Below are 19,524 nucleotides of genomic sequence, written 5' to 3'. Positions count from 1 at the left end.
ATTTAGATTGAGGTGGTTTTTACTTTCGCAAGAGGTCTATTATCGTAGAATTCTTTTCATCAAAAAGGATATATAATTCCTTTTTGTGCATTTTATAGCCTACATTTTCCCCAAGATGTAGGTTTTTTTTATGTCAAAATTTTATTATTTTAATTTTATTTAACTTATTAAATTATAAATAAAAAAAGCCATGGAGGCTTTTTATACGGTTTCCGATTTTTTCAACTGTTGTTGAATGTAGAGGTTCATATAATACTGCTCTATATAATCGTCAGCATAATTGTTAGCTAATGTCTTAGTAGCTACCTGTTCATGCTTGCTGTAACAGTTAGTTTCTAAATCTTTTTCAAGTACCCACCTTTGACGGTTAATACGACGTACTTGAAACTTATCACTCTTATATTTTCTTTTAGCCATTTTTTCCTAAAATTACGTTAGAGATATTAAGAGAGAGTTTCTACTGGAGTTGAAGGAACAAGTCAACAAGCATAGTGTTTAATTGATTACTTTATGAAGTTTATATTCCTGTAAACATTAGAGAAAATAATAAAAAAGCTCTCATGAGAGAGCTTGAGAATTAATCGTTTTAAAATGTTGAAAACAACAATTATCGAGAAAGATTTTTTAAAAGCAATTTTAAGCTTTCCATCATTTTTTCTAGTTGAAGAGGGGTGATACCTTCGAATGATTGTTCAAGTACTACACTCGTTAGATCATTAATTTTATTAATCATTTCTGTACCACGTTCGGTAAGATATACACGTGTAATACGACCATCTGATTGACAAGAATAGGTTTCAACTAAGCCTTCATCTTTTAAGCGATAAACAATTTTAGTGGTAGTCGACATTTTTGAAATAATCATATCAGATAGTTCTGATACGCTAGCGTGAGGTTTGCTACTTAGCGCAAGCATAATACGTCGACGTGAATTATCTAGGCCATATTTTTTGAGGGCATTATCAATATTTTGAACATATTGAGCATGGACCTGAGTAATCCAATAATATGGAAAATCTTCAAGAGTGAAAGATTCTGTTGTAGGTAAAAAACGCGCATACTTCTTTGTCATTGACTTTTCCCCATACCTTGGTGGATCGCATTTTATGAAACTTATTTTAATAGTGGAAAAATATAGTTTCACTAAGCAAGTTATATCAGGACTTTAAGTCATGAGCAAAATTTATATTGTTTGATTAACAAGGACAAACTATAAATTTTCCTCTTCTGATAAAACTTATTCCTTACCGTTTATTTGAACTTGGCTACTCGCTTGGTCGTAAAATGAACGATATTTGTTAGCATGAGAATCGTAGAAAAAAAAACTTGTTTTGAACGTGACATTTCTATAAAAATTTTTTGTCTACAAAGTCATAACTTGAAAAAATAAATCCATTCAATAGGTAAATATTTAAATTAATCATATGTTTAATTGATTGTTTGGAGATGAAAATTTACCATACATTTAACATGATTGATCAAATATTAGAGAAAATTGTAAGTTTTCGATTTTTTTTGCACTAATTTCTTTTTTATTCTGCACTTAGCTTTTTGTTCTTTATTCTGCACTAAAGTAATTAACACAACAATTAATTGAAAAATAGTGAGTACCCGTACTTTAACAGGTACTCATAGAGTCTAGCATTAGCTATATTGACGGTAATCTACCTTTCATTTGTCCACCACCAATATTTGTGATCGTAACGTTACCTTGGTAAATGAAGCCAGCTTTACCAACAATACCATTATCAAGGGTTGATTCACTAGCTTTACCATCCTCACCAACGTTTCCACCGCCACCAGCGGTTAAACCTGTACCAGTTGCGCCATTACCTGCTACAGATAAAGTAGCAGCTTCTCCAGCAAGATTTACTAGTGTTTTGCCTTCAGGTACAGCCTGATTGATATTAACTCCACCTGTACCTAGTGGAATACCACCACCACCTGCGCCAACAGCATAATAATCTTGTGCACCTATTGAATACTCAGACTTACCAGCTGCACCGCCACCACCACCGCCTGCAATCAAACCATAGTTACGTACATCAATAAAGCTACTAGCATTCTGTGCAATGATTGCCGTACCACCATCACCAACCATAGCAGTATTTTCATCATAGTATCCGCCAGAACCACCAGTACCGTATATATGACCGTAGTTAATGATTTGACGGCTTGAGCCATCTAACCAACTACCAGAAGTAACAGCAATCAGTGTCACACCTGAAGCAATAACAAAAATAGCTCTTGTAGTAGCAGTTGGTGCACCATAAGTTTGGATGAATAGCTCTAGCAAGCTTACATTTGTAAGATTCTGATCAATATATACAACCTGACCATCTAGATCATCCTGATTTCTATAATAAGGATACGGATAACTATTTAGATTCTCCAAATCTGTATTTGAAGCACCAAAACCCATAATTTTTAAATAAGCAAACCGTTCTCGTTGTCCACCAGTATTGCCACTGACATAGTCAAATCGAAAATTAACAACGGTTCTACATTCTTGTAAACCATTCTCTAATTGAACTGTCTCGTCGTAAATATCAAGTAAACGTATAGCTGAGTCATCTTCAGCGTCCTGATTCTCACGTTGTCCTTGATACAATGCAGAGACATTTAGAATGTTAGAAAGCCCAATAGGCAGATAGACCTGCGCATTGTAATCGCCATATACGGTTCTTACTTTAATTGTTTGCTCAATAACACCATTCGGCATGATGTGAGCACTAATATTTTCAACTGTATGTTTTATCTGCCAGTTTTGCGGATCATCTGTATAAATCTTCGGGTTTACTGTCGTCTCAGGCGTTAGAGTTCTATATAGAAGTCTAAAGTCCTTTCTCATCACATATTGCGGATGAGGATTTAACGCATCCAAATGATCTTGGTCAGCCTTAATACGTGCATTGCGCTCGTTATCAAGTAATGTCTGGACAGTATCTAAAGCCGCATCAACATCATCTTTACCAGCTAAAGCATTAAAAAGTTGATCCCGTTTTTCTGGATCTAAAGTAATACCTCTAAGCTCAAGTAGGTTTGCTAGTTCTTCTTGTATGGTATTGAGAAAATCTGGAGTGAGATAAGTTGCATCTTGTCCGGGCACATCATCATTTGCATGGAAGCCAGCTTTACCAGTTCCGTTCACATCTGGACGTGCATTTACACTATCAATTCGTTTCATATTTTTTCCTCAATGTCATAACGTACATAGGCTGGTAAATAATTTTCAATGATGCATGCCATATCAGCTTGCACTGGGGCTTTTAGAATTAATTTGACTTTATAACGAAGGCTGTCTGTATTAACTGGAGAGTCGCATGGCTCTGTACATTGCATTGGTGTAAATCTCACAAGATCAATTAATTCAACGTCAAACATCGCTAATATCTGCTCCAGATAAGCACGGTTTAAAACGTTCTTGGTTTGTTGAATCCATTGAATGATCTGAAGACGTTCTTCAATAGTTTTTGTTTTATTCACAGAACACTTCAGTGGTAGCCCTAGAGCTGCTTCATACTCGGTTAGTAATTCTTCAGGAATATGTTCCAACGTAGTCAAAATACGTTTTGCATCAACATCAGCTTGTGCAAGTACTTTTGCATGGGCGTAAATATCTTTTGCGACAACACTTTTAGGTGAGTTGTCATAACCGCCAGCTGGCAGTAATTGGCGGAGTACTGAAGCATAAAGCTCTACTGTTTGATCAAAGGTCATGATGGGTTCACCTTGAGTGTGCCGATCCGGAGCCAACCGGTAGTAAATACGCTCAAAGTAGGTGTTTGATTTACTCCGGGTGTAAGTTGAATATCTGTTAGACCTTGCAAATCTTTAATTCGACTAACTAGTGTTGAAGCAACATAAGTTTCACCCGGCTTTAGTAAACCAACATAGTCACGAATAACTTTTTCAACCTCTGTTTCACTTACTGACCCAGTAAATACAGCGGTGATATCCAAATATTCCTTGGTTGGTGCATAAGCTCTTACGTCACCCCAAAAACCTGAATATTCTTCTAAAGCCGTTTGTACTAAAGCTAAAAGTGCAGAGCTTGGGGAGTTTGGGGGATTACCAGCTGCTGTGATTGCAACATCCAAAGAACCAAGGCCACGACGTTTCGGAAAAATAAAAACATCAGCTACACCCGGCACATCTTTTACGATGCGTCGAAGATCAGCTTCACGATCACGAATAAGACCTAAAGCCTCTTTATCCATCATCCGTTGGCGCCAAGCTTCAACATCTTCAACATCAAAACCCGCAGATATTTCAATAACATCCACTTGTGCTGCAACACCCGGTAAAGGACTAACCCAGAGCAGTTGCTCACCATCGAAATTCCAGCTCACACCTTCAAATTCAGCAATGACTTGGATTTCTTTAGGTTTATTTTCGATAAGTGTCTCTTTATATAAAGTTAGCCAGTAATGACCTTTACCATCTGTGACTTTAGTACCAGCTGGAATAGTGACCGCAATATTTGATGTCGCTCTGACTCGTCCTGAAGCCTTAGAGCCTCCATTACGCGGACATTCCAAGCGTTTTGCATGTATATAAAGGAAAGGCTCATCAGCTGTAGCAACAAATAGCTGTTTTTGAATATAACTTTGATGATGATAAAGGCCCTCAACTACAGCAGCTTCACCATCTGCGCGAATGGCTGCATCATCTTCATCATCCATTGTTAATCCAGTTAAATTTTGGATTTCCTGAATAATGTCAGCACGTAATTGGTCAAATGTCTTGATCGGATATGCCATTGTTTAGCCTCCAACCTTAACAAAATAAAGGATTGTTTGTTTCTGACCAGATAGCTGTGTAACTTCAATATTTAGGTCCACCTGACTTTTAACTGTCTGAATAGCATTTACCAGAATTGAAGCAAAACGATTCGGCACCAAACCTTCTAAGGCTTCTTCTGCATATTGCTTAACTGTTTGGATGGTACGAGAAACATCTTTTGAGCGTCTCAAAGTATAAAAACGGCTGCCAAGGTTAGGATTTGCCCAATACTTCCGTCGATGAATATTTAAACGCTGACAAATTGCTTGAACCTCATCCTTGCTAAATGCAGCATCAAGGCTCATCAACACATAATCTTTCGTTTTTAAATCAATATTCGCCATGATTCACCTACATTTGTTCAGTTGGAATCGGTGTATTACCGTGTTTGTGTTTGTTATAAATGTCGCGCATTTCCTGCATTGAGCCTTCCTTATCAAAGACTTGACCATTCGTCACATGCAAATCACCGTCATCAACAAAAAGGTCCCCAGCGGTGATATGCGTACCATCTTCTTTAAGCAAAAGGCTGTGTCCAAATTGGTCATATACACAGGTTTCACCTTCATTCACGTTGACGACCACAGCTCCACCAGTCGTTGCAACAACAATTGAACGGGAAGTCTTGCCATGCAAAGGGATGACGACAACACGGGCACCTTCAGGAATGTGTGAGTTGAAGCCGACTTGCTGAAAAAGCTCAACTTCTTGCAATGTTTCATCAGCAAAGCCCTTTAACTGCAATACTTTTGAGCCACCACGTGCGACCAGGGCGAACAATGGTTGCCGGATTTGTTTCATAGCCTTATTTATCTGGGCTGCTACAGCTTTCATCATGATTTTTTCTCCTTCAGTACCAGTGGATTTGCCCAATCACCCTGACGCTTCAGAAGAAGTTTTGTTGTTTTGCCATTCTTACGGTCAAGCTGAAACGTGCGACCATACACAGCCCATTTGGCTGTCGCTCTTGATAAAACATTGGTTTCTAAGTTGATGTACCAGCCTGTTGACCACAGCTTTCCGTCGATCATCCAACCTGATACTGTTGCGGTTAGGGTGTGTGCTTCAAGGTCATTGTCTTTTTTGATTTTTTCTAATGCTGCATTTGCTTCAGCTTCAGTTTCCACATCGCCCAAAGTGACCATTTTCAAGCGGTTATAGGCATACTGTGTTTGAGCGGTGGTTTCAGATAATATTGAGTTTGCGTTGCCGTCTTGGCTCAAAACCTTGATATGGCTAAAGACATTAGAAACGTCGTTGTCATACTGAAGACTTAAAACGTTATTGCTGTTGTTTAAAGGGCGCATCAGGCGCAATGGAGTTTGCAAATGATATGGGTTTGCAAAAGGGTCACCGATTTGTAAAGTCCCGTCTGGATCAAGCCAGACATGTTGTCCAGTGATTTGTGCTGCCTTGGTCAATGAATCCCAAAGCGATTCACCCGGCTCAACAGAGACTTTATTCTTTAACCATGCATTATCCTGAATACGGACATCTTGAAACAGTGAACCTAAGTCACCGCCTAATACATAGCGACCTACCAACTCTTCAAGTGTGATTTGGCGGCCATTAAAAATAGGCACAGAACAATCAATTAATTGTCCAACGAGGTCACGGCCAGAAACTTGCAGGCCATAGCCCTCACGGCTTACAGCTTCAGAAATACGATCTGCAACAGCAGTTAAAATGAGTTGATTAGAATAATAAGCTTGTACTTTTGCACCACCTTTAATGGCAGGATTTAAGGCTAGCCCACCAGTTTCAAATAGCGTAAAGCTCCAGTTTTCTGCTGGTGTATCAATCTGACTGTCAATTTCAACCTGATCCCAGCCTTTAGCTTCAAGTCCAGCAATCACTAGGCGAATTTCATTACCTTGATTATCTTGCATAGATTGTTAGCTCCATGCCGACCTGCAATGCAGCAGGGTTAATCAAATCAGGGTTTAAACGACGAATTTCTTCTGCACGACGCATATCACCATATAAATAGTGTGCTAACCAATGCAGGGTGCAAGGCACTGGTACTTGTGTTTTAGTGATGGGTGGACGTGTTTCAATGAGTTCTTGGATTTGATCCTGAATCTGGGCAGCAACGTCTTTATAGACCTGAATTTGTGCGATGCTTTCAAAGGTATTAATAGCTCGTTCTTCACGGATAGCTTGCTGAAGTACTTCTCGTGTTTTTTTTCGTACAAGAGCCAAATCAACTGGGGTAAAGCTAATTTCTTGGTTGTTTGCCATTTCTGTACGTGTAGTTGCAACAACTTGCTGTGCAATAGCCACTTGACTAGCAGCAAGTGTTGAGCGCCAAACTCGTTGTAACTCCGGAGAGTTATCATCATTTTGAAAAAGGTTTTCAAAACGCTCAACTCGATGTACAACATCACGCCATTTCGATAAAGCTGAAATATTGGTATCAAAGGTCACAAGCTTGGTGACGTCATCAACTAACCCAACAATCCAATCGGCAGGTGATAAAACATCCTCAATTGCTTGTTTTGCAACACCTAAATAATTACGTGCCTGATCGATACCGGTGCGAATCGTATTAACTGTATTAAATAACTTATCAGTGTCGCCAATTTTGAGTTTTTCTAACGCACTTTCCAATGCTGAAGCTGGAGCATCTATAATAGTTGCTGTAGCAATTTTCTCAGGCGTAGCAACAGGTAAGAATAGCTCACGTTTTTCGGCTTTTGCTTTAATAAACTCGATAGAAATACTGCAAAAATCAGGATTTTCTGCATCATGGTTGATAGTGTAAGTTGCTACATTAACTTGCTGAACACCAAAAACTGGATGAATTAGCTCACCTGAGCCAGTCGCTAGCAGTGCTGATTCTAAAGCATTGACCCATGTTAAATAGTCGGAACCGATATAAACTGCTTGAATTGAAATTTTACGTGGATCATTGCCCATGTCCTCTATTTCAGCATCATTAGAGTAGGGGGCTTGATGGATTGCGAGTACTTTAGCTATAGAATCACTAGTTGATGTACATTCAAATTGCACACCTCTGAAACTTGCATCTTGTAAATCTGTTTGCCAACCCATAAAAAAACCTCACGTTTGTGAGGTAATTTTGGTTGTGTATTAGCTTTTAATCAGGTGGAAATAGTTCCAATTATATGGTTCCGTAAAAACTATCAAATTTATTAGTGTCTTTATAAATTTTCCCATAAGTTTCTTTGCCAAAGGCAAATGCTTGTGAACGTTCGCTATCATTCAAAAATTTATGGCTACAATAAACTTCTACATTGCTTTTATCACCAGCATCAACTTTAGGGCTGCCAGAGCTTAAAACTACTAAATACCAACCACATGCCTGAATATGATTTCGACCAAACTTTTCAGGGTCAGTTGCATAAGCATAAGCAATATTCCTTTGAGCCTGATAATCACCCGTTAAAGCTAGTTGTTCTAATTCACTTTTAGCTGTAGTGTATTTTTCAATTAAAAATTTGTCAGCAGTGGTTGGATCTTTAATTTTGCTATATTCCTCTTCAACTTTTTTAGCTTCGCTTAATTGACCCATTTGACTTAGTGTCATAGTAAGTAACAAAGCCAACTTTCGACGTTCATCACTATTTAAGTTTGAGGCGGTATCTATTATTTGAGGTTCACTAATAGCTTGAGTATTTTCAATATCATTTTTTTTCGTGCATCCAGTTAAAGTAATTAAGCTTAAAGTAGTTATCACAGCGAACTTTTTCATATATATCTCAATGAAATAATTTAAAAAGCAAATTAGCAAAATTTACCGTCGTTGCAAATAAAAAGGCACATTAGGCGCACCTAACCTTTTTTGCTCAGTGGCAGCATTTTGAGAAATCATATCCAGTAAAGAACCGCCGCCAAAAACAGGTTTATTATTAGCTACCGCATTTTTAACATCTTGTAAGCCTTGAATAATTCGTTCATTTTGTTGAGCATGCTGTTCCATTAACGATTTTTGCTCACCTGAAATACTTGTCTGTTCGGAAAAGTATTCTCCAAGCTCTTGTCCGCCTTTTTCTCCCAATAGATAGCCAAGACCTCCACCAATTATTCCGCCGACTGCTGTACCAACTCCGGGGAAAATAGCTGAACCGATTGCTGCTCCTGCATAACCACCAGCTAAAGCCCCACCAGTTCCACCGACAATTGCGGAGGATTGAGTCTGCTTTTGTGCTTTAGTTAATGTTTCATCTGTTGCTGTATCATATAGATTATAAGCCCCAGCTGCGATAGTGAGTGGAACAGCCGCTTTTTGGAGGTATGGAATTGCTCGTGATGCCATAGCAGTTCCAGCTTTACCTGCGACACCACCTTTACCTCCTAATATTGTTGCTGCACCCGCACCTAAAGCAAGTGCTCCAAGTGCTACAGAGGCACTATAGGCACTCGCTGCTAATGCTTCATTTCCAGATGCCCAGTCAGATAATTTTTCTTTAACATTGCCTAGTGATTCAGAAACAGCATCATAGGCTTTAGATTGAGCGAATAATTTCTCTTGGTTTAATGCCTGATCTTTAGCCCATTCAGCCTGACTAACCATTGCGTAATCAGCGTCAACTGTGCCAGACGCATTTGGCAATTGTTTTCTTAAATTATTTAAAGTGTCTTTATTATAAACAACACTTAATGCTGCCATTAGGGCCTGTCTGTCAGCAATAATCTCACCAATTTCTGAACCAAGAGCAATATTGCTCATGTCCTGCAGAGCTGCATTACGTGTTGCTGAATTTGAGGATTTCGCTTGAGCCTGTAATTTTTGATACTGAGAGTTACTTGCTAATTGACGCTCAAGCAATTTTACAAATGCTTCGACCCCATAGACACCTTGCTCACGCTGTTGAATAGAGTAAGTATTCCAATCAAAGACTTCTTTTGGCTTTTTCTTACCATCAGATTTTGTTGGATCTCCAGCTCTTGGGACAACAGCATCTCCAATAGATTTACTAAATTCACGGCTTGATAACTTTGCAAGAAGGTTAACAACATTGTTCCCAGCCTCATCAGCAGTACCAGCTGTTTTCATTGCAACCTGATTCATTGCTACAAGTTCAACGAAGCCTTTTTCGCCACTATAACCAACAGCTCGTGCGGCAGCCATTTGTTGTGCCAGCCATTTAGCTTGGTCTTTATATTCAAAACTACCAAGCTGACCACCACGTACTGCTATATCATGACCACGTTGTAAATCTGTAATACCAAAGTCTTGCATACGTGTAGTTAGGGCAGCAGCATCTGTAGCTGCGGCACCTGTTGCAAAGGCTGTTTTAACTGCAGCATTTAACGCAGCAGAAACATTATTAAGTTCATATTTACCGGAAGCAATCAATGCATTAGCAGCTTCTGCAGCATCTTCACGTGTACCGCCACCATTACGTACAGCCGCTTTAATATATTCATTTAACTGACCACGTGCTGCCAGACGTGCTTCAGGTGTCATACCTTGCCCACCAGTGGCAGTTGCAGCAATATAAGTTAATTGTTGATCATAATTTCGTGGCTTCTGTAGAGTATTTGAAAGATACATACCACCAGCTATAGCCGCTCCACCTATAGCCGTGCTTTTTTGCCAGAGTGACATAGTTTGTTGGGTAGACTGATGAGTTCGTTTGCTTGATTGCTCAACTTGTCGTATCCAATTTGCAAGTTGTTGGGCAGAGGCGACTTGTTATTTTAGAGATTGGCTTTGATGACGTAAAACCCCTTCAAGCATACGGTTTGTACGCAATAACTGTTCACCAGCACGAGCAGTATTAATAGTTTCTCGTGTACCAGCTCTTGCAGTATTAACGAATTTAGCTTGAGCGGAACCAATCTGAGTCCATTGCGTATTGATCGTTTTGTTAGCTTGAATTTGCTGATCAGTGAAACGCTTCATTTCTTGGGTAGCTTGCTGACCCTTGATTTGAAGTGTTAATGAAACAGTAGTATTGCTTCCACTCATAGCTTAATCCTTGGATTTAGAGTTCTTACGACCTTTAGCAACAAAAGTAGTACCTTCAGCTTTAATTAAATGCACGTTAGATTTATCGGAAGTGGCGTTAGATTTTGTTTGTCTTGTTTGATGAGTATTGTCTAGCCGCTCATCATTGAGTAACGCTAAAGCCATATCAAGCGGCATAATGACCGCTTGATCATAAGGCACACCCAGAAGCATTAAATTTCTGATGATTCTTGCTCTTCGGATGAACTCTCGGCTGCTTCCTTTGCAATTAACTCAGTACGTTTTTCTTCTAAATACTTTAAATTAGCTGAAGAAGAATGACCTAACATGTCGTAAGTAATTTCATGTTCATGCCCAGCTTCATCGACAAGCTTGGTCATTGAAGCTAAATCTGCAATAGAAATAAATTGTCCGGGTTCCATTAATGCTTGAGCTTGTAGATATTCAATCGATGTTACCTGACGCATAACAACATTACGAAGTTTCACTTCTGTTTGACCAACCATTTTTTTAATGGAGACAGGCAAAGTTCCTTCAATCTGAATTTGTTTCATTTTTTACCCTTTACATACTTTCATTTATATAACTTAAAGCAAAACCTTCAAGGTTCCGACGAACTTCACCATTGACGTCATATGTATCACTCATCGTTTGGATATTGACGTCAATATAGGTTTCTCGGAAATTACCCGTCTCAGACTCTGAACTCAGACGACCATTTTCAATACTGAGCCAATCAATTGGGTCTTTACCATCAGGGATAACTACCGCAATTGATAGACCATAAGTTTTAATACCTTTTGCTGTATGTTTCACTTCACCAGTTCGATTCATAGTAGGAACTGGGCGCTTTCCTGAATTCTTAGTTGGGTTGAATGATGCACAATCAAATTCTTGCCCATCAACACTCAAAATTACATATCCAACAGACTCTTCAGCCATGTTCTTAATCTCTCTATATAAGATAAAGCTATTGTCATTGGCCTATTGAACTCAGTCAGGTGGAAGCATTTCCAAAAATAAAAAAGACCGCAAATGCGGCCTTTATTAAAAGATTAGGATTAATAAACGTCTAGGGTTGTAGCTATAACATGCATACCGCGGACCCAATCGGCAGGGACTTTTACATTTACACGGTAACGGTCAGTTGTATCTTCAATTACAGTAATTTGATCTGCTGTTTCCCGGACATTTTGTAAGATTTCAGCTTTATCGAGCTGAAGGGCGCGAGACAAAATAATAGACTTGATATTACGACGTTGTGCAGCAGTATTTTTTCGACGTCGTTCCTTCATTAAATCTTCACGAATCACTTTACGAACATAATCAATGGTTAATACACCATTGATATCCAGCATAAGGTCGTCAGCTAAGCCTGAGTCCGGATTAATGCGATAAGTTGAGATTGCACGTAAGATTTCCGGTTTACCATCTGCACCAGTAGTAATTACACAAACGCCATTATTCATAGCACGTTCCATGCGTTCAAATGTAAGTTTAAATTCATCTGATACAGCAGTTACACCACCAAGATTCACACCATTAAAGGGCACAGCGGGATCATTTGAATCTGCTAAAGCAGCTGCGATTGCTGCCGCAATTTCAGGCTCTTGGCCTGCAGCACCATGATAGCAAGGGCAGATTACACGATATGATGATTTAACAGGTACTTGATCTGCAAAAGCTTCAGCTGCTTCAATATCTGAAAAAGGTACAACTAGAATTGCTGGACGTTGTTCAATTGAGTCACTAACTGATGTTAAGTGGTCGATCCATGCAGTTGTGTCAGCTCCAGCTGCTGGAGGAGCTGATACGGCAATGATGGTGTGGCCGAGTGGTGCGATGGTATCAAGGGTATTTTGAAGGGTCATAATTACTCACCTTTAATTGCCAATAATTCGTTATCTGTCAAAACTCTGTCGTATACATAGAGTTCTTTAATGATCTGTTCACAAGTGGCACCCCAACCGGTAGCTGTTGTACCTAAAATTAATCGATCTATTCCATCGACACCATCCATTGCTGTCACCGTTTGCTTAAAAATATTTCCTGATGAGAGTATTTTGACTTGTAGCGTATCTAAGTCCCACGATATAGCTATTGTTTCATCATAATTAACAACGTCAAATTTGTATTCAGCAGAGGAATTAGTTATTGAAGCATTTGAATATTTAAGTAATTTTTGACTTAATGTGCTTGATTTTGATGAAGCAAGTAGAATAGCTCCTGAAGTTTTCTCAAGCATTTGTACGATAGTAAATGATCTTCCTGTCGCAATAATATTAGTCAAATCTGGTATTTCACTTCTTTTTAAAATCAACGTCCCTTTGCGATGTGGTGTTTGTTTAAAATAATGAATATCAGCAGCCTGTGAATTTTTTATATGGGTTTGAATTGGTTTTGCACTGTTACTTTGAAACAATTGAAAATGTGTAAGATTTCCAGTTACGGTAATATTTACATTTACAGTTTGTACAGCCGATGCTTTATAAATAAAAGGCTGATCTTGTGTCACAATACCAGATGCAACACTACCAATTGTAATTTCAGCTTGTCCAACACCAAATACTTGAAAAATTAGATAATTCGTGGTGGTTAAGTTAACGCTTACAATTTGAGACACAGGCTGCGTAGGATTTGCAACAAGATTCGTTACAGCAGCTTCACATAGTAGACCAATTCCAACCTTCTCATCATAATGTATACGAGGTACATTTGCCGCAACTTCACTGTAGAAGCCATCTTTATTAGTAAATCCAGCTACAGTACTGCGTGTAGTTGAAATCATTTCAGTCAGTGTCTTTTTTTTACCATTTAATACATAGTCGCCTTTCCAAAAGTCTAACTTAGCATTGTAATCACTAGGAATAGTCATTTCTAATGCACTTATAATATAGTTTTTTACTACTACATTCGTTTTCAGCTCTAATGTCATTATTGATCTCCAATTTCTACAAAATTCGTTTGTGTTGAATGTAAACGCCATGTCGGTGTAAAACGCTGATCTGTTGTATAAAGGATTTTCATTGACATTTTTGAATTCTCAAAAATTGGAATAAATGACGATTTATAAAGTGAAGTCTCACCAACTAAAACACTTTTCCCCAATTGAAAATTGAAGCCATCATAAGAAATTGCAAAATGTATTTGATCATTAACTTCTTCATGAATAAGCATTACAAATGCATCGCCAACCCATTTTATTTCCATATGATATGGAGTGATTGCATCAAAACCAGATGGGTAAATAGGATCAGACCAATTTGGATTTTCCAAATTTGCTGTTTTCTGTAAAGTAATTCTTCCGTTTACAGAATCATCGATATGGTAGAGATAGAAAAGCCCATCGATAGGATTAAAAATCATCGCAGGTGATGCCAAAATATTTTTATTAATGTTCGTAAATTCTGGATAAATTTCAAATTTCCCAGACCAGTTTATTCCGTCATTCGTTTTACTTGCTAACAATGAACACTTTGCTAAACTGCGATCTCTTCCATCTTTAAAGTATAGAAGTTTTCTCCAACAGAAATATAATGTTCCATTACTTGTATCGTATGTGAAAAAGCTATCAGATAAATGTCCAGATGTTGATTCGATTAATTCATCATCTTTATTCGTCAATGGGTCGGTATCAAATGGTTGTGGAAAGGACTCAATAAGCTCCCAATTATCTAAATTTTCAGAATTTGAACCATAAATATATGGAAGCTCATAGTCCTCATTGGTATTAGTGTAAGGATTTATCGCAAGCCAATACTTAAAACCTGCAAGAGGCTTATCAAATAAGATTAAGTTAGGATGAACTACTCCAGAATCCTGTACTAAATTTGTTTTAGTACCACGATCATTATATGCAGCAATTTTTAGAGCATTTGTAGATATAGGGGCAAAAATATTATTAACCCAATCTTTACCAATGTGATATTGCTGGGGTACTAAACCACGTGGAATTGGACAGACTTCAAAATCGTTTATTTTCAGATAGTTTAAACTCGTTAGAGCTTCTATTGAATATAGATCTGCTGTTGAAGATGTAGTGAGTGGGCATGAATATTCTTTATTATTTTTTCCGATATTTTTTAAAAGAGACTGTACTGATTGGTCCAATCCAGATAAAAATAATTCATTATTTTTATCTAAACACAATGCTAAATTATTATTCACATCTTTGACATTTAATACATTGCCACCATTTTCATCCAAAAAAATAAATGTACCTTTGCTTAACAAGTCTTTAAGAATAGATTGTAAAGATTCTTTAAAACCTTCAACATATACTAAAGAGCTCACATCAATACGGAAAAGCATATTTCCATATTTGTCTTTAACTTCTACAGCATTTTCTTGGCTTGTTGTTTGTTCTGATACTTTAGAGACTTCTTCTTTGGCTTTTTCTTCAGATACCTCTAGTGCAAATCTTTTTGCTTCATCAAGAGGATCATAACCAGAAACATACTGTGTGCCTGTCCAAATATAAACACCACGCAATGCTGGATCCGGATCATTATTTCGTACGGAAACGTTAGCTTTTGGGGGTACATAAGCAATCATCTCAGCGTAAGTACTGAAAGAAGCATCTGCACCGCTACCGATTGACACAAGCCCATGTTCTACATTATCAATACGCTCGTTTTGAGCATCATCACGCATTTGACTTGCTTGACTTGCTTCAGCGACGGCAGCTGGTGTGGCAAAATCAGATTCATTTTTTAATGCAGCCGTACCCAATCCAGACTTAACCAAATCTGCCACCTGTTCTAAAGGTGCCTTTTTGGTTTGATCACCCTGAACAACTGGCAAAACATCATTTGGTGAAACACTTGAAGTCGGTTCAAGCTCACTAATTGGAGTGCCGGGTACTTCAATAACGATTGTTTGTTGAGCCATTAATTAGTACCTCAAGGTTCAATCAAAGCACCACCTTCAGTTAAAAGTGCGCTTCCACTTTCAGTCTGAAGAGCTGCCTGTGTTTGTACACCTTCTACCGCCAATGCCACAGCCTGAGCATTAACAAGACGATAAGTTTTAACCGCAGCTTTAATCATGCGACCAGCTTGCGAATTAGCGCCGAACTTAGCATCGGCTCCAGCTGTGTCATAAACATCAACTGGTGTAAATTGTCCGGACAAAACATCTAGCGTCACAAAAAGAACTTTATGAACATTTGTAGGTAGACCAGTACGTAAAGTATTGATATTGACATCCGTATAAACGCCTGGTGTTTTAATGCCAACTTGAATAGACATAATTAATTTTCCTTCATTTCAACCAAGTCAGCTGCGTCCTCGACGCCATCGCTAGGTTGGAAGTAGTAATCGACATTGACTCGATGAATTTCACCGACTTCAGCTTCTTCACGGTCACGATCTGAAGCAATAATTGTGTATTGAGTAGTAAATTCTTGAGCGAGGACACTAATTGATTGTCCTCGTGTTGTTGTATTAAAAACTGGTTTAGTTCGGCCTAACTCAAGAGGTGCAAGCCCTTTTACGCCCACGGATGAAAGATCATTACCAATCAATAACCGTTGAACGTGTTCTAACATTTCATAAGTACCAATGCTGCTTCCTGCACCTTGGCGACGTGACTCTTCATTACGTACAGAGCGTGCACCTACTAGCACAGCAAATCTCAATGGATATTCAGTTTTGTTATAACCATTTTTTTTAGGTGTACCTGAGCCATCGAACACCACCCAAATTGCAGGAAAACTCCTAATTACCGTTGTAATATCGTCATCAAATTCGCCACCATAAGTTTTGATTTCGCGGATCCACGGCCAAGACTGATTTGCCATCAAATCTTTGATGCCTTGCTCAATGACACTTAGATTTATCACCAGCCTTTACCTCCAAAATCATTACGGCCTACTTGAAACAGCACATTATTTGATGAGGTTTTTACAGGTTCAGCTTCCCCAGCTGGGGCATTGCCCAAACTAATAATGCCTTTAGCGATTTCTTTCAAAGTCTTAATTGCATTGTCGTAGCGAGTTTTGATTGGATCATTTTCAGACATTGCTCCAGTGCAAGCGTGATAACGTGCAATGTGGCAAGCGATACTTTCTAAAAATGGGGGAACAGGTTGCAACGGCAGCTTATAGCGACCAATGAGGTAACCATCAATTTCAGAATTAGCTTCTTGCAGTGCTGCATTTAACTTGTCGTAATTGATAGCATCTGTATATTCAGCCTCTTCATTATCAGTGAGTTGAATTAACTCATGCTCACCAAACTTTTTGATCATTGCTTCTGCCGTTGCATAGCTCATGAGTTAGGCTCCAGTACCTGTTGACCCGACAGCCATTTGCCAGAGGCCATATCCAGCAGCACCACGTGCTTCAGAACCAAACTTAAACTTTTTACGCATAAATACAGAATCGCTTGAAGTATCAGTTTGTTTAACAAATACAGGCATTTTACGAGGCTGGAAAATAATAGCTTTGACGGGTTTACTGGCATCCTGAAGATGCCATTCCCTATCAGTTTTCAACCAACCAACCACCAGTACTTTCGCAGTTCCTTTGTACGGGTTAGGCTTACCATCTTCAAAACGCTCATTGTTCATAAGCGCATTGGCTGTGTCTTCAAGTGCTGGCGGTACAATGAGTAATGTTGGTTTAAGATTTAAAGGACGACCTTCTTCGTCTTTAACACTTTTCAACATGGTACGGGCTTTACCATAGGAAGCTTGAGCATTGGCAAAAGTATCTGCTTTAAGTGGAACCTCAAGCTTATTAGAGACGACCTTGGCAGTTTTACCCTCACCAACTTGGTGATTAGTTGCATAAAAAGGCTTGCCGTCATAACACAGTTCGGTAAAACCACTAGTTAAAACGGTGTATACCATTTCATCAGGCCATTGTTTTGATGACTCACCAGCCATTTCAGCCTGTGGTTTATAGATACCTAGTTGGTCATCTTCAATATGATTGCGGTCAATTTCGACAGTTGCTTCAAAATCATCATTTACAAGCGTATAAGCATGACCTTTAAGTTGTTTAACAGCTTTATCACCAACCCACTTACGCATCTTTGGAAAGTTCTCAATCCAAGCATAAGTATTTGAAGCGCCATTACTTGGAACACTCATAGCAACTTGTTCCCATGTGCTTTCAGCCGCTTCGAATGCTTTGTCAAAAACTTTTTTAAGATTGGTTGAAAGTGTATCAATTACACGTTGTGCATTTTGTTCGTTAAAAATCATTATTGAATCTCCACCCAAACATATTCAGGGTATTGGGCATCAAAACCCATAAATTTACCTGCCACAGGGCGCGCATTTGTGTTGCTCGACTTGGCAACCGTTTGATTATCAGCGACGTAAACAGTCGCGCCGAGATCAGCTTGTGTAAGTGCATCTGTTGAAAGATTGGCAAATAAAAATTGTTTATTACGACGGACGCAGGCCACACGATCTGCATCTGCACCACCAGTGTTATCAGCGCTGTTATCCCAAACACCTAAGCATTTTTGAGTGCCTGCAACTGCTGTTGTTGAGCTAATTGCAAAACCTGTTGCATCCACCAGAGCAAACGTACCTTGCAATACAATGGCATTAGCTTTTAAGGGAATAGGGATTAACTCTCCATCACGCATTTCTGTCACTATTGCAATTTGAGTAGCGGTCATTGTTCTCTCCTAAAGTCCTTACATGCCTAATTGGGCTGCAATTTGTTTTTCAATGTCATCATTTGGCTGATGGTGTTGTTGTTGATTTGCCGCATTCAAATCAATAGTTGTGGTCTGTTTTTGAGACAAAGCTGCGATTTTTGGCAAACTTTCAAGATGGGTTTTAACAAACTCAGGATTGGTCTTAGCTTGTTCTTTTACCCAGTCAATGGTTGCTTTTCCTGTCAAACGACCATCACTACAAGCTGCAACAATTAAGTCATCGATTTCTTTTGCAATTGATTTACTTGCAACTGAACTTGCATTTGCAATTGCTTCTTGATAAACCTCAATAGGGACGTACTTTGTTGGGTCAGGTGTTTGTGAATTATTTGCTGCACTTTTAGCTTCAATAGCTTTTACAAATGCATCAGTAAATGATTGGCCAGCAACTAAAGTTGTTCCATAAGTGCCATCAATTTGTGCAAATGCACTGTTTGCAGCAGTTAATAATTCTTCTTCTGTGGCTGTTTCAGGTAGCCCCAGACGTTTACGCATGAGTTCTAAAAACTCTTTCATTGTCGAGTCCTCATCGGAATGTAGAGACAAAAAGTCCTGAGCCGCAGCAGCAAGACGTGCTTCGGGTAATTGATCTAAATTTGGTGTATTTGTTAGAGCAACGCTGTGAAGGCCCAAGACCTCACCAGCTTTGTTATAGAAAAGGACAGGTGAAATATATTTATATTCTTTAGATTCAATGAAACTAGTTGCTTTACTAGTCCATTCAAATTGAGCACTACATAATCCGACTCCTTCTATATATTGGAAACCAGAAGGTTTTAACCAACCAGCTGCTGGCGCAGGTTCACCAGACTCTTGAGTTTTTAAAGTTGCATGTTCATAGTCCACAACCAAATCAATGGATCGTTGATTTAATAAGGTTGCAATTTGATGGCCTCGTTCTGGAGTTAGTTGCCAGTGAGGAGCATCATATGGACGTCCATCCACACCACGGAAGATTCCTTCAGGAATCAATACAAGGTAAGTAGATGTCGCATCGAGAGCGAATGAGCACGCAGCTATTAATAAAGTCTTTTTCATGCAGTTAGGTTAGATTTACCTGCATAAAAAAAAGATTGGAAAAGCTTCCTAAAATTCAAAAACTCTAATTCGTGTTGTAATGCGTTT

General features: G+C 38.8%; 23 protein-coding genes and 1 pseudogene. All 24 read right to left on the bottom strand.

The window, feature by feature from the left end:
- Positions 1-201 precede the first annotated feature (201 nt).
- Positions 202-417, bottom strand: coding sequence for a hypothetical protein (locus EGT34_RS02855; RefSeq protein ID WP_125305478.1), 216 nt, complete (start codon positions 415-417; stop codon positions 202-204).
- Positions 418-607: 190 nt separating this feature from the next.
- Positions 608-1,072 carry a MarR family winged helix-turn-helix transcriptional regulator gene (locus EGT34_RS02850; protein ID WP_000163427.1) on the bottom strand — a complete coding sequence of 155 codons (465 nt, stop codon included), beginning with the start codon at positions 1,070-1,072 and terminating at the stop codon, positions 608-610.
- A 576-nt stretch (positions 1,073-1,648) separates the two neighbouring features.
- Positions 1,649-3,187 (bottom strand): tail protein, encoded by a 1,539-nt coding sequence (locus EGT34_RS02845; RefSeq protein WP_024437118.1) that lies wholly within the window; start codon positions 3,185-3,187, stop codon positions 1,649-1,651.
- Positions 3,184-3,720, bottom strand: a complete 537-nt coding sequence (locus EGT34_RS02840; protein WP_024437119.1) for a putative phage tail protein — start codon at positions 3,718-3,720, stop codon at positions 3,184-3,186. The genes EGT34_RS02845 and EGT34_RS02840 overlap by 4 nt, the downstream gene beginning before the upstream one ends.
- A complete protein-coding gene (locus tag EGT34_RS02835; RefSeq protein WP_024437120.1) occupies positions 3,717-4,763 on the bottom strand; it encodes a baseplate J/gp47 family protein in 1,047 nt (348 codons plus the stop codon). Before EGT34_RS02835 ends, EGT34_RS02840 begins: the two co-directional genes overlap by 4 nt.
- A 3-nt stretch (positions 4,764-4,766) precedes the next feature.
- Positions 4,767-5,129, bottom strand: a complete 363-nt coding sequence (locus tag EGT34_RS02830) for a phage GP46 family protein (protein WP_024437121.1) — start codon at positions 5,127-5,129, stop codon at positions 4,767-4,769.
- 7 nt (positions 5,130-5,136) lie between these two features.
- Entirely contained in the window at positions 5,137-5,622 is a 486-nt protein-coding gene (locus EGT34_RS02825) for a phage baseplate assembly protein domain-containing protein (RefSeq protein ID WP_024437122.1), read from the bottom strand.
- Complete coding sequence (locus EGT34_RS02820; protein ID WP_024437123.1) at positions 5,619-6,674, bottom strand: phage baseplate assembly protein; 1,056 nt, start codon at positions 6,672-6,674, stop codon at positions 5,619-5,621. The genes EGT34_RS02825 and EGT34_RS02820 overlap by 4 nt, the downstream gene beginning before the upstream one ends.
- Entirely contained in the window at positions 6,664-7,839 is a 1,176-nt protein-coding gene (locus EGT34_RS02815) for a DNA circularization protein (RefSeq protein ID WP_024437124.1), read from the bottom strand. Before EGT34_RS02815 ends, EGT34_RS02820 begins: the two co-directional genes overlap by 11 nt.
- A 70-nt stretch (positions 7,840-7,909) precedes the next feature.
- A complete protein-coding gene (locus EGT34_RS02810; RefSeq protein ID WP_024437125.1) occupies positions 7,910-8,500 on the bottom strand; it encodes a hypothetical protein in 591 nt (196 codons plus the stop codon).
- 42 nt (positions 8,501-8,542) lie between these two features.
- On the bottom strand, positions 8,543-10,360 hold the full coding sequence (locus EGT34_RS02805; protein ID WP_370529624.1) for a phage tail tape measure protein: 1,818 nt from the start codon (positions 10,358-10,360) through the stop codon (positions 8,543-8,545).
- A gap of 87 nt (positions 10,361-10,447) precedes the next feature.
- Positions 10,448-10,723, bottom strand: coding sequence for a hypothetical protein (locus EGT34_RS21530; RefSeq protein ID WP_372340052.1), 276 nt, complete (start codon positions 10,721-10,723; stop codon positions 10,448-10,450).
- A gap of 3 nt (positions 10,724-10,726) precedes the next feature.
- Entirely contained in the window at positions 10,727-10,924 is a 198-nt protein-coding gene (locus tag EGT34_RS02800; RefSeq protein ID WP_125305477.1) for a hypothetical protein, read from the bottom strand.
- 11 nt (positions 10,925-10,935) lie between these two features.
- Positions 10,936-11,277 (bottom strand): hypothetical protein, encoded by a 342-nt coding sequence (locus EGT34_RS02795; protein ID WP_024437127.1) that lies wholly within the window; start codon positions 11,275-11,277, stop codon positions 10,936-10,938.
- 10 nt (positions 11,278-11,287) lie between these two features.
- Complete coding sequence (locus EGT34_RS02790) at positions 11,288-11,665, bottom strand: hypothetical protein (RefSeq protein ID WP_024437128.1); 378 nt, start codon at positions 11,663-11,665, stop codon at positions 11,288-11,290.
- A gap of 119 nt (positions 11,666-11,784) precedes the next feature.
- A complete protein-coding gene (locus EGT34_RS02785; RefSeq protein WP_024437129.1) occupies positions 11,785-12,594 on the bottom strand; it encodes a phage tail sheath C-terminal domain-containing protein in 810 nt (269 codons plus the stop codon).
- Between the two features lie 2 nt (positions 12,595-12,596).
- Positions 12,597-13,658 (bottom strand): hypothetical protein, encoded by a 1,062-nt coding sequence (locus tag EGT34_RS02780; protein ID WP_024437130.1) that lies wholly within the window; start codon positions 13,656-13,658, stop codon positions 12,597-12,599.
- A 1,466-nt stretch (positions 13,659-15,124) separates the two neighbouring features.
- Positions 15,125-15,613 (bottom strand): annotated as a pseudogene (locus EGT34_RS21525) (SGNH/GDSL hydrolase family protein); the annotation flags it as partial.
- 11 nt (positions 15,614-15,624) lie between these two features.
- Positions 15,625-15,972, bottom strand: coding sequence for a hypothetical protein (locus EGT34_RS02770; protein WP_024437132.1), 348 nt, complete (start codon positions 15,970-15,972; stop codon positions 15,625-15,627).
- Between the two features lie 2 nt (positions 15,973-15,974).
- Positions 15,975-16,565, bottom strand: coding sequence for a phage protein Gp37 (locus EGT34_RS02765; protein ID WP_024437133.1), 591 nt, complete (start codon positions 16,563-16,565; stop codon positions 15,975-15,977).
- Positions 16,562-16,996 (bottom strand): gp436 family protein, encoded by a 435-nt coding sequence (locus EGT34_RS02760; protein ID WP_024437134.1) that lies wholly within the window; start codon positions 16,994-16,996, stop codon positions 16,562-16,564. Before EGT34_RS02760 ends, EGT34_RS02765 begins: the two co-directional genes overlap by 4 nt.
- A 3-nt stretch (positions 16,997-16,999) precedes the next feature.
- A complete protein-coding gene (locus EGT34_RS02755) occupies positions 17,000-17,932 on the bottom strand; it encodes a Mu-like prophage major head subunit gpT family protein (RefSeq protein ID WP_024437135.1) in 933 nt (310 codons plus the stop codon).
- Complete coding sequence (locus tag EGT34_RS02750) at positions 17,932-18,357, bottom strand: hypothetical protein (RefSeq protein ID WP_024437136.1); 426 nt, start codon at positions 18,355-18,357, stop codon at positions 17,932-17,934. Before EGT34_RS02750 ends, EGT34_RS02755 begins: the two co-directional genes overlap by 1 nt.
- A gap of 18 nt (positions 18,358-18,375) precedes the next feature.
- Positions 18,376-19,437 (bottom strand): phage protease, encoded by a 1,062-nt coding sequence (locus EGT34_RS02745; protein WP_024437137.1) that lies wholly within the window; start codon positions 19,435-19,437, stop codon positions 18,376-18,378.
- Between the last annotated feature and the right edge of the window lie 87 nt (positions 19,438-19,524).

The sequence above is a fragment of the Acinetobacter sp. FDAARGOS_558 genome, from assembly GCF_003937785.1.
Classification (GTDB): Bacteria; Pseudomonadota; Gammaproteobacteria; order Pseudomonadales; family Moraxellaceae; genus Acinetobacter; species Acinetobacter baumannii.
Note: the sequence above shows the minus strand (reverse complement) of the source record. Positions and strands in the feature narration are given on the sequence as shown.